We start from the raw sequence: 11,702 nt of genomic DNA, 5'->3' as shown, positions 1-11,702 counted from the left end.
TCTAGCGGGACAGCCCTCTGGAACGCCCTATATCCACGCTCCAACCAATACCTGACGCGGTGCGCTTGATGGTCATCTCGCGCCCCATTTGCCGACCAATACTGCCACGCCATGGCACCAGTGCGAATTCCTTTGCGTTGCCAATGATCGCCATACGCCCTGCTGCAAGATCGACATGACCTTCGAGTTTTCCGTCAAAACGGTCGCCTTTCGCTAGCTGAACAGGGGTTCGGCCTGAGGCCGCCCCGATCGCGTCCCGCTCGCGCTGCAGTTCCAGAGCGCGCAGCTGGCTTCTCTGCTCTTCCATGAGTTCTGGTTGGTTGGAACCCAGATAGCCTTGTTCGCGGAGCCAGATCTCCCGACGTGCTTTCAAGTCCTTCAAGGTTTGCTGCTGCGCTGCTGCACCCTCTGACAGGTCGTCGATCCAGGTTGCGCCAAAGCGGTCGATCTGCATCTCCGGTGAAAGCCAGGACAGGACACTCATTTTGACGCCGCCGGATCCGCGCGCCTCATATGCCGCTGCGCGCTCCAGAAACTCTTCGCCGACGTGCCACTCGCCGGTCGCAAGGCGCTCCCCAATTCCTGCCCGTCGCAAGGCTTCGAGCCGCCGCTTCAAGCTGAGATGATAGGCCGGTTTTGATCCAGGATCATGGCGGGCGTGCAAGTCTTCCGACCAGATACCGCCGGTTTGCTCTGCGACCTTGGCAATAGCCTTGTCCGAGGCACGCGCCATGGCTCTTGCTTCGGAGAGCTCCACCACAGCGCCTTGCGGCGGTCGGGCGTGAACATCGACCGTTGCAGCGGGTACATGCCAGATACCGCCATCAAAATCTTCAACGAGCAGATAGCGCGTATCGCGAAGTTCATCCTCCGGGCCATAAGCCTTCACGATCCCACGAATGGGAGCGGCATCTTTTGCGCGGTCCTGAACAAATCGAATGTCGGGCTCACGCTCCCCGAATTCAGCGGCAAGTGTGCGGATGATATCACCGCGCCGCGCCCGGCGTTTCAGCTGTTCTTGCCAGTCCTGTTTCATTCGCCAGGAGAGCGTTCTGTCCCGTTCAGCAAGTCCAAGGGATTCAAGGTGCCTGATGCGCGCGAGTCGCAAGGACCGATCAAACCGCTCTTTACTTGAGCTTGCACCACCTGGACCGAATACGCCGTTCTCCAATCTCGTTTCGATCTCATGATCGAGCCCGGTCCAGCGGTCCTGATCCACCTGCTTCTGGCGCGCACCCGCAATCTCCAGAGTACGTCTTGGTCCGAGCCTTTGGGTGGCAAGCTCTTCGGCAGCTTCGCGAAGGCCCTTTGTGAGATAGTCCCGCGCGATGACGACATCCTTCATCCGGGCGTCGCGACCCCGCACAACAATATGGGTATGCGGATGACCTGTATTGTGATGATCGACGGCGACCCAATCGAGACGTCGCCCGACATCGCGTTCCATTTTGCCCATGAGCTCGCGGGTTGACTGTTTGAGGTCACCCATACGCGCACCATCCTCCGGCGAAACGATGATCCGGAACTGGTGGCGGTCATGCTCGCTGCGTTCCAGAAAGTCGCGGGGGCTGATCCCCTCCTGGTCGCGGTCATAAAGCACGCCGCCTTCTCCCTCGCGATCGACACCGTCGCGCTGCAGATAGCTGACATGGGCGCGAAAGAGGCCCGGACCTGCGCCGCGCGCTCTTGCGATATGCACTTTGACAATGACGCGGCGCATTTGCTGGCGGGACAAATGCCTGTAGCGAGAACCGCCGGTTCGGGCCGCGCCACCCGTGCCATAACGTGCGCCGGTAAAGGCAGACTTCCGAGAGACTTTAGAAAGTCTCGCTCCGGTCTTGTTCAACTGTCGTGATAGACGCTTGCCTGCAGGCGCGCCTTGATCGCGTATGCGTCCGAGTCGCGGCGTGAAAGGTCTTTCCTCGCTCATTGCAGGCCGCTCAATCCGCACACCATGGAATTCGTAGTAATTTCAACGCGTTTCCAGAAACACATGCACCACAATGCTGTGCAAAGGGCGCCAAAAAACAGATGTGCAGACAAGGGGTTAGGCGCCATGTGGTGCCATAGCTTCAATCTTGCCCTACCGGGTTCGCTTGTTCTGTCCTTGCCTATGCTTGTATCGCTTTGCATACGCTTGCAGCCTGTCAGTCCTGAGATGTCATGAGGGGGATGGCGGTGCCATCCAGGTCTGATTGTTTTATAGGGCCGAAATATCGGCCATCGAGCGATGCTGGATGCGCTGTAAGCACGAAGACTTCATCGCTCTGGAGCACGCTACAGCCTTCCCAGACCGGCAGCATTCGCCCCGATGAATCGACGATTTTGGCGATTGCAACAGGCTCACTATTGATCCGAATCTCATGGCCATTGCGGCAAATTTCATCGCCTGGCATGCCTGCAATCTGCTTCAAAAAGGGCCAATCTTTTCCAACATATCCGCGTGTTTCTGCCCATTCAACTACAGCGCTCTGGCTAGAGACGACGACCCATCTGCCATGGATGAATGGCTCGTCGCTCAGCCAGTAAATTCCTGTCGGCGCACTTGCTGTGCGGTTCCAGATCAGGCGATCCAGCGGATCAAAAATCGATCCGAAAGTCACCAGAGAGATGCCCGAAAGTGTCAGCCAGAAACTGAGCTTTTTCATTTGGGATCACGCAAGCGTTCAGACGTGGAGGCATAGGAATTTCGCTCTGACCAACGAATGAGATCGGGCTTTGGATAGAAGACGCGCGCGCCATGTTTGCGATAGATGGGACCGCGCCCTTCACAACGATAATGATCGAGCGTGGAGCGCTTGAGGCGCAGAAACTTTGCGGCCTCTTCGACGCTTAGAAGCTCTGGCCAATTGTCTCCATACGAATTTTTCTTGCGGTTTCTTGTCATTGTACAGTCTTCCTTTCTCCTGTTTGTGCTGGGAAAGGATTGGCCAGACGTGCGGGCGTTTGCAGGGTTAAAATTCGCATGATGCATTTTCTCCCCGGCCTTTAACCAAGGAATACACGCAAAAAAACGCCCCGGAGATGAACTCCGAGGCGGTCTTTACTTGCGTTAGTTTCTGATCTAATCGCGCGGATTCCAGAGGATCACGTGGCGACCTTTCTTGCCTTTGACGGGCGCAAGGTTAGCGTAGATCTTGCGCGGCCCAATTTGTGGATCTGCGAGTGTGATAGAGACATATTCGCGGCCTGATGCTTTGGCTTTCCTGAGCCATCCACCGCCGATTTCGGTTGAGGTTTCGCCTGCATAGATGCGGTAATCGGGCTGTCCTTCGGCGGCTTTGTCCGCGTTCTTCTCGATGCGGATTGAGCTCGTAAGGTTCATCATTGCGAGGGCGCCTTCAAAGCCTGATTTGGTTTCGCTGACATATCCGAGTGCGTTAGCCATGGTGTTCTTCCTTTCGTTTCCATGTGTCGAAGAAGACCCCTTGTCCCCGTCGACGCCGGACCGATCGGGCGGCGCAAGACGGGCCTGAACCGGAACGGGCGAAACGGAGTGGAGCACCGGCCCGACGAAGAATTTTGCTTCGCGGTGAATGCGCAAAGCGCAGAGGAAAATTCTTTCAGAGGGCTGGTTTCAAGGCCCGGCAGGCGTCGTCCAGGTCATGAGGCATGAGACGGGAACAAGGGGCTCAAGGCGTACTTTCCGGAAACGGAATAGCACGTCTGGCTGACAGGTCGGCTTGTCCCTTGCGCCCAGATACGATGCGACAATTGGCGTCTCGATACTCAACGAACCCCGCGAGGATCAGAGTTCCGACGACAATAAACGCACAGAATGTCGACTGATCAGCACATTGATCATTCGAGCGGAATAGCCAGTGGATTGATGAAGACCTGCCAGGCATCGCGCGCGAGGGCCATCTTCCATTTGAGCGCATCGTCGGCATTTGCCGCCAGATGGCTCCTGGTTGTTCCATCACCATAAAGGGCCGTGACCAGAAACATGTGTCTGAGCCTCCCTATCGTGACCAGAAAATATGGACTTCATCGAACCCGGTCTGAAAGACCATGATCTCACCATTCAGCGCCATGTCGCGGGCGAGCGCTTCCCAGTCGATATAGTAGCGAAGGTTCTGCGGAATCTGTGTGCCGGTGTCCTCGCGAAACTGTTCCGCGAAGTCTGCAGCGCTGCGATACTCGCCAGCATATTCGTCAAAGGCAGCACGCGCGTCAGCGAGATCATCGCCAAAATGACTGAGGAGCTTAGCGCCCAGCTCGCCATGGTCCTCGATAAAATCAGCGAGCTCGCACACGGTCTCGAAGCTTGCATATTCGGAGAGGTGTGCCCCTTCAAAGCCTTCATAATCGTGGATCGCCCACTCTTCCGCGTCCGGGATCGGCGAAGCGGCGAGCATGGCGCGCACTTGCGTTCTGATCTCATCCGGGGTGGTCGCCGTGATCCATCGGCCATGCAGGCAGCCATTATTGTAGGCTGCAAGGCAGGCCACGTAGATGCGCGGTCTATCGGGATACGCGGGTGCGGTGCATGTTATCTGCGCGGGGTCCGGGTGGTGTTCGGTCATGTCAGTCTCCTTTGCGCCGCCTCGCATTCTTTCCCGCATCAGGCGGGGGTGGGCGGCGAAAAGGTGCTCCGCCTGAGCGTGCAAGGGCGCGGCGCAAGGGGCGCTGAAGGTAGGACACCTAAAGACGATTGATCCCGAAACAGTCCCGCTCCCTTGCGCGGTGACCGCGCTCTGGCAGACGCACCGTCCGTCCAATCCCGACTGTTTGGAAGAACCCATGAGGCCATTAGAAAACGGACAAAATGTGCCCGAAAGCCAACGATGACCCTGCCGAGAAATATCGGTTGAGCCATTTCCCGATTCTGCCTAATTTTCTCAAATAGGCTGATTTCGGCTCAAGGAGCGGCCATGGAAACTGACATTCTGACCATCAAGGAAGTGGCGGAATATCTGCGATTAACGGAGAAAACCGCCTATCGGTTGGCCTCCGAGCGCAAGATTCCGGGGTTCAAAGTTGGCGGATCGTGGCGGTTTCGCAAAGGTGAGATCGACGAATGGATAGAGGACCAGAAGACAGGTTCAAACAAGGCTGAGAAGCCATAATTAAGGGGGCGAGCATGATCACCGACTATCACTCGAAACTGTTCGCTCACGAGCTGCTGCGCCGTCATTCGGTTGCGGATGCTGAGAAAATGGCGGGTACATTGTTCGATGCGCAAGTCGACTTAAACCCGCACCAGGTTGAGGCCGCCCTATTCGCTTTTAAGTCCCCGCTTTCGAAAGGCGCGATCCTTGCCGATGAGGTTGGTCTCGGCAAAACGATCGAAGCGGGCTTGGTGCTTTCTCAGAAGTGGACTGAGGGAAAACGGCGTATCCTGATTGTGGGCCCTGCGAGCCTTCGCAAGCAATGGGCCCAGGAAATCGAAGAAAAGTTCTTCCTGCCGAGCTTCATTATCGAGTCGCGTAATTACAAGAAGATCATCAAGGACGGCGGACATCGACCATTTGAACAACCCGCCATTGTGATTTGTTCGTTCCAATTTGCCGCGCGCCATGCAGACGAATTGATGGTCACGCCGTGGGACCTGGTCGTTATCGACGAAGCTCACCGCCTCAGAAATGTCTATCGACCTGACAATAAAGTGGGACGTGCGCTGAAGACTGCTTTCGGCAATGTTCCAAAGATCCTGTTAACAGCGACACCACTCCAAAATTCTCTGATGGAGCTCTATGGACTGGTCAGCATCATTGATGATTATGCATTCGGTGATGCCAAAAGTTTTCGCGCGCAATATGCCCGGCTTGGCGATGGTCAGTTTGATGAACTAAAAGCGCGTCTCGAACCGATCTGCCATCGGACACTCCGCCGCCAGGTGCTGGAGTATATTCGCTACACGAACCGTATCCCGATCACCCAAGAATTCGTCCCTGGCCCGGAAGAGCAAAAGCTCTACGATTTCGTCTCAGAGTATCTACAAAGACCGACCCTAGCGGCGCTGCCATCCAGCCAACGCACGCTCATGACGCTTATTCTGCGCAAGCTGCTGGCGTCATCGACTTTCGCCATTGCGGGCGCGTTGAATTCACTAGCGAATAAGCTCGAGCGTCAGTTGAAAGATGATGCGGCGCTTAAGAACAATCTCGAAGACCTCATCCCTGACGATATTGAAGAAGATTATGATGGGTTTGAGGAAACGGCAGAAGAATGGGTGGATGACGAGACGCCGCCCGAATTGCTGTCTGAGGATGACATTGCCGTTATTGAAGAAGAGATTGCAGAGCTTCGACGCTTTAAAGACCTAGCTGTTTCGATTACCGAAAACGCCAAAGGCAAATCGCTTCTGACAGCATTGGCGGCTGGTTTTGACAAAGCCGACGAGCTGGGAGCCGCACAGAAGACGATCATCTTCACTGAGTCCCGGCGCACTCAGGATTATCTCCTCCGTCTGTTGTCAGAGAATGGCTATGCGGGCGACATCGTCCTCTTCAATGGCTCGAACGCCGATGAGCAGTCGAAAGCCATTTACGAGCAATGGAAGGCAACCCATGCCGGGACCGACAAGGTCACCGGCTCACGCACAGCAGATATGCGTGCGGCGCTGGTCGATCATTTCCGCAACCACGCAAAAATCATGATCGCAACAGAGGCGGCAGCGGAAGGCATCAATTTGCAGTTCTGTTCCATGGTTGTGAACTATGACCTGCCTTGGAACCCGCAACGGATCGAACAACGCATAGGCCGCTGCCACCGGTATGGTCAGAAGCATGATGTGGTGGTGGTCAACTTCCTTAACCGGAACAATGCCGCAGACCAGCGTGTGTTCGAACTCCTTTCAGAGAAGTTCCAACTGTTCAATGGTGTCTTCGGCGCGAGCGACGAGGTGCTTGGATCAATCGAATCCGGCGTCGATTTTGAGCGCCGCATTTCAAAGATCTATCAAAGCTGTCGAACGCCTGATGAAATCGAAACCGCCTTTGAGACGCTGCGCACAGAAATGGATGAGCAGATCGCGGAAACCATGGACAATACGCGCCAAAAACTGCTCGAGCATTTCGACGCTGAGGTGCATGACCGTCTTAAGATGAATATGGAGAAGGCAAGCGCCTATCTCGACCGCTACACGACATTGCTCTGGGCGCTGACCAAGCATGAGCTTGGCAAGCGGGCGAGCTTCGACGATGGCCACCACACCTTCACGCTGAAGCAGGCGATTGATGGCGTCGAAGCGCCTGTCGGCGGCTACTTCCTGCGCAAGGAAGGGCTGGAAGGCCACCGCTACCGGCTCGGACACCCCCTAGCCCAACACGTACTTGAGCGCGCGGCTGATCGCCCCCTCATTGGCGCATCGCTCACTCTCGATTACACAAACTGGCCCGCCAAGGCCGCCGCGCTAGAGCCTTTTGTCGGCACCAGCGGAACGGCTCTCGTACACAAATTGTCAGTACGTGGCTCAGATGACCAGGACCACATCATTATCGTCGCCCGCACTGATGACGGACAAGAATTGCCCGAGAGTGCCGCGCGGCGGCTGTTCGACCTACCAGTCGATGACGTAACTGATAAGGCAGTGGCGACGCCAGACAGTATGCAAGCCGCAATTTCGGAAGCCGAGGAAGCTATCCTCGCAGATGTGCAAAAACGAAAATCTGAATGGATGATCGAGGAATCAAAAAAGCTCGATGGCTGGGCAGATGACCTCGTCGCGCAGGCCGAGAAAGAGCTGGTCGATGCCAAGAGCCGCGAACGAGACCTGAAGCGCGAGATGCGCGCATCTAACGATCCTCAGCGCCAGCATGAAATCCAAACCGAAATTCATGAGATTGAAAAATCCAAACGCCGACTTCGTCAGAATATTTTTGAGGTCGAGGACAAGATTTACGAAAAACGCGACGCCATGATCGCTGAGATCGAAGCCCGCCTTCAACAAGAAGTGGGGCGAAAAGTACTATTCGCTATAAGTTGGACTATAAGATGAGTGACGGTTTTGCATTTAAAGCAGCTGGCCAGGAAGATGCTTCTAATGAGATCGTGGTCTCATTTTCAGCTCACTGGCGCGGAAGTTTGTTGAACGCGGATATCAAGCACGTGTTTCGAAAGCGCGTACCAAAGTCATTTGAACCCAGACTTATGTATATTTATGTCGGCTCTCCGCATTCAGAGATAATTGGTCGTGCAGAAATAAACTCAATCGAACTTTTGGATTTTGATAGCGCAGTTTCACTATTAGAATCAGCCAAACTCACGAAACAGGAGCTATCTTCTTATTTCGGGAACGATCCAGTTGTCGGTTGCTATGATATTGCAAACATCGAATTGGCGGCAGAACCGCTTTCGCTGAATAGCCTCTTTCATCACAGCGGCTTTCACCCTCCACAATCATTTGTTCGCGCTTCAATTGGTGCAAGCAGCTGGCTGAAAACGCAGACATGGACCACGAAATGATAGCAGCAACACAACGCGCGCGGCTAATTCAACTCCTGAAAGAGCTGTTCCAGCTTGATCAGCCCGATCTTGATTTTGGGCTTTATCGGATCATGCATGCCAAGGCCGGTCAGGTGACGCAGTTTCTTGAGGAAGACCTACTTGAGATCATTCAGGCCGCATTTGGCGAAGCCGATGAAGCCAAGCTAAACGAAGCACAGACAGCCTATGAAGCTGCTAAGAAGCAGGCTGCCGACTATGGTGCGCCTGACCCGGATATGACCCCGCCGGTCATGAAGGCCAAGGCGGCGCTCGATGCTGTCCGCAATGCTGAGACGCATGAGGGCGATGTCTATGACCATCTCTATCGCTTCTTCGAGCGCTATTACGACGCTGGGGATTTCATGTCGCGCCGCTATTTCGCACGCGAGACCGATGGGAAGGCCGCGCCCTATGCCGTGCCCTACGATGGCCGCGAAGTTTATATGCACTGGGCGAACCGCGACCAATATTACATCAAGACGTCAGAGTATCTGACCAATTTCACTTTCGATCCGACCAAGGCGCCGGAGCACCCAAAGCTCGACACCGCCAGGTCGATGAAAGTGCATTGCCGCATCGTGTCGGCCAGCGAAGGCGAGCACAACAATGTCAAAGCAAGCGAACAGACCGAGCGCTTCTTCCTGATCTATGAGGCCGAGCCAGTAAAGCTCGAAACCAGCGAAGTCGGCGAGCCAGAGCTTGTGCTGCAGTTCGAATATCGCGCCGATCCAAAGAAGTCCGGTCAGTCCGGCGCATGGGCGAAGAAGCGGCTGGAAGAAGCCGCCGAATTGATCAAGGCCACGCTGCCCAACCTCGCGGGCGCGGAGAGCTTCGCCGCCGCGCTGATGACCCCCGCGCCGACGGAAAAACATAAAGATCGCGCCCTACTGGAGAAATATCTCGCGCAATATACGGCGCGCAACACGATGGATTATTTTATCCATAAGGACCTTGGCGGCTTCCTGCGCCGCGAGCTCGATTTCTATATCAAGAATGAAATCATGCGCCTTGACGATATCGAGGCGGCAGACGCGCTGCAGGTGGAAGGCTATCTGGCGCGTGTGAAAGTGCTGCGCCGCATTGCGCGCCATTTGATCGACTTCCTTGCCCAGCTGGAGGACTTCCAAAAAAAGCTCTGGCTAAAGAAGAAATTCGTTTCCGACACGCAATATTGCATCACGCTCGATCGTATCCCGGAACGCTTCTATCCTGAAATAGCCGCCAATGAGGCTCAACACGAGGAATGGGTCCGCCTCTTCGCGATTGACGATCTGGACGGCTATTCCACGCCGCTGTCGGTCCAATTTCTTGAAGCCAATGACAAACTGTCCGTCGACACATCGCATTTTAAACTGAGTTTCCGTGACGAGCTCGTTTCAACCATTCAAGGCTTAGACAAGGACTTGGCAGGCGTAGCCGTCTGCGCGGAAAACGGTCAAGCGCTTCGAACAATCCGCAGCAAGGCTAGGGATATTGTAGACGCTATATACATCGACCCTCCTTATAATACTGACGCCTCATCAATCATTTACAAGAATGGTTACAAGAGTTCGTCGTGGCTTAGTCTGATACAGGAACGACTCCTGGAAGCCTCTACACTTCTATCAAACAAAGGTATCATTTGCGCAGCTATCGATGATGAGCAGATGCCGCAACTCTCTGAGGTCATGGGAAGTATCTTCTCCACAGACTTAGGGAAGGCAGTAGTGCGGTCTAATCCTCAGAGCAGAAAATCGAAGACCACACTATCACCATCTCACGAGTACGCGCTGTTTTATGGTCGCTCTAGCTTATCGAAACCTGCCAGTCTGGGCTTAACTGATAAACGTTTGGCTCGTTATCCTTTGCGTGATGAACGGGGACATTACTCGTGGATGAGCTTCATTCGTACTGGGACAAATGAGCTGCGGTCGGATAGGCCGAAAATGCACTATCCGATTGTGGTTGACTTGGATGACCGATTACGGGTCCCAAAAATGTCATGGCATGCTGATCGAGGTGAGCATGGGGAATATGAAATTGAAGAGGAAATTAGTGACGGGGAAGTCTCAGTTTATCCAATTTCGGAGAAAAACGGTGAAAGGATTGAGAAACGTTGGCATCGCGGCTGGGAACGCGTGTTGGACGACTTAACCGAGTACAGGGTTCGCAGAAACAAGGACAACGAGCCTCAAATAGACTTTAAAACACGAATTGATGAAAATTCAACACCGTCAACTTGGTGGGATAAATCTGAATACGCTTCAGCAAATTATGGCGCAATCGAACTTAAGGAATTATTCTCAGACAAACCATTCGATTTTCCAAAGGCAGTGGTATTGGTTGAGGATTGCATCCAAACAAGCGCCAATAATCTTGATGCTGAAATTTTGGACTTCTTTGCTGGCTCGGGAACCACAGCACATGCTGTAATAAATTTGAATAGGAAAGATGGAGGGAAAAGAAGGTTCACCGTTATCGAAATGGGCGCCCATTTTGATTCAGTTTTACTTCCACGCACAAAAAAGGCGATGAACTCCTCAGACTGGAAAGATGGCAAACCCATCTCCCGCGACGGCCTTTCCCATACTTTCAAATATCTCCGCCTCGAATCCTATGAAGACGCGCTGAACAATCTCGCTCTGCGGACCTCACCCGACCTAAGCGCCACTGGCGAGGATTTCCGCCGGGACTATATGCTGAAATACTGGCTCGATTTTGAGACCAAGGGCAGCCCGTCGCTTCTCAATATCGAGACCTTTGACGATCCGACCGATTATCGCCTCAACATCAAGACGCCGGGTACGGATGAATATACGGATCGCGCGGTTGATCTGGTGGAAACCTTTAACTGGCTGATCGGCCTGCATGTGGAGCATCTCGACCGCTGGCGCAGCTTTGACGCCAAGTTCAAGCGCGAGCCTGACCCCGAGCTGCCCAAGGATGAGACCACGCGCCTCATCCTCGAGGGCAAGCTGACCGAAAGCGATGCCGGTAAATGGCGCTTCCGCAAGGTGGAGGGCTATACGCTAACCACGCCCGGCGATGACACATCGCGCGAAAAGACACTGGTCATCTGGCGCGCGCTCACCGGCAATCTCGAAGAAGACAATCTGATGCTCGACGAGTGGTTCCGCAAATATCGCCTCTCGACGCAGGACAGCGAGTTTGACGTCATCTATGTCAACGGCTCGAACAACCTGCCGAACCTGCGCCAGGAAGGCGAAAGCTGGAAAGTCCGCCTCCTCGAAGAGGCCTTCCACCAGGCCATGTGGGATGTGGAGGGATAGATC

General features: G+C 54.4%; 10 protein-coding genes. 4 read left to right on the top strand and 6 right to left on the bottom strand.

The features are described from left to right. Position 1 precedes the first annotated feature (1 nt). From CFA77_RS06835 to CFA77_RS06810, 6 genes are all read right to left on the bottom strand, one after another. Complete coding sequence (locus CFA77_RS06835; protein ID WP_081806119.1) at positions 2–1,930, bottom strand: DUF3363 domain-containing protein; 1,929 nt, start codon at positions 1,928–1,930, stop codon at positions 2–4. A 217-nt stretch (positions 1,931–2,147) separates the two neighbouring features. Then, positions 2,148–2,648 (bottom strand): S26 family signal peptidase, encoded by a 501-nt coding sequence (locus CFA77_RS06830; protein WP_206992824.1) that lies wholly within the window; start codon positions 2,646–2,648, stop codon positions 2,148–2,150. Then, a complete protein-coding gene (locus CFA77_RS06825) occupies positions 2,645–2,887 on the bottom strand; it encodes a helix-turn-helix domain-containing protein (protein ID WP_206992823.1) in 243 nt (80 codons plus the stop codon). Before CFA77_RS06825 ends, CFA77_RS06830 begins: the two co-directional genes overlap by 4 nt. A 177-nt stretch (positions 2,888–3,064) precedes the next feature. Continuing rightward, the gene (locus CFA77_RS06820; RefSeq protein ID WP_206992822.1) at positions 3,065–3,388 is read right to left on the bottom strand and encodes a DUF736 domain-containing protein; all 324 of its coding nucleotides are present in this window, start codon (positions 3,386–3,388) and stop codon (positions 3,065–3,067) included. Between the two features lie 413 nt (positions 3,389–3,801). Then, the gene (locus CFA77_RS06815; RefSeq protein ID WP_206992821.1) at positions 3,802–3,948 is read right to left on the bottom strand and encodes a hypothetical protein; all 147 of its coding nucleotides are present in this window, start codon (positions 3,946–3,948) and stop codon (positions 3,802–3,804) included. Positions 3,949–3,962: 14 nt separating this feature from the next. After that, entirely contained in the window at positions 3,963–4,526 is a 564-nt protein-coding gene (locus CFA77_RS06810) for an antirestriction protein ArdA (protein ID WP_206992820.1), read from the bottom strand. Positions 4,527–4,874: 348 nt separating this feature from the next. Here CFA77_RS06810 and CFA77_RS06805 point away from each other — a divergent pair, with 348 nt between their 5' ends. From CFA77_RS06805 to CFA77_RS06790, 4 genes are read left to right on the top strand one after another with little or no spacing between them, the layout of a single operon-like run. Further along, entirely contained in the window at positions 4,875–5,069 is a 195-nt protein-coding gene (locus CFA77_RS06805; RefSeq protein ID WP_206992819.1) for a helix-turn-helix domain-containing protein, read from the top strand. 14 nt (positions 5,070–5,083) lie between these two features. Further along, entirely contained in the window at positions 5,084–7,942 is a 2,859-nt protein-coding gene (locus CFA77_RS06800) for an SNF2-related protein (protein ID WP_206992818.1), read from the top strand. Next, positions 7,939–8,409, top strand: a complete 471-nt coding sequence (locus tag CFA77_RS06795; protein WP_206992817.1) for a hypothetical protein — start codon at positions 7,939–7,941, stop codon at positions 8,407–8,409. The genes CFA77_RS06800 and CFA77_RS06795 overlap by 4 nt, the downstream gene beginning before the upstream one ends. Next, on the top strand, positions 8,394–11,699 hold the full coding sequence (locus CFA77_RS06790; RefSeq protein WP_206992816.1) for a site-specific DNA-methyltransferase: 3,306 nt from the start codon (positions 8,394–8,396) through the stop codon (positions 11,697–11,699). The genes CFA77_RS06795 and CFA77_RS06790 overlap by 16 nt, the downstream gene beginning before the upstream one ends. Positions 11,700–11,702: the final 3 nt, after the last annotated feature.

Origin of the sequence: Hyphomonas sp. KY3, assembly GCF_017309975.1 — a bacterium.
Classification (GTDB): domain Bacteria; phylum Pseudomonadota; class Alphaproteobacteria; order Caulobacterales; family Hyphomonadaceae; genus Hyphomonas.
This window is presented reverse-complemented; position numbering and strand designations above follow the sequence as displayed.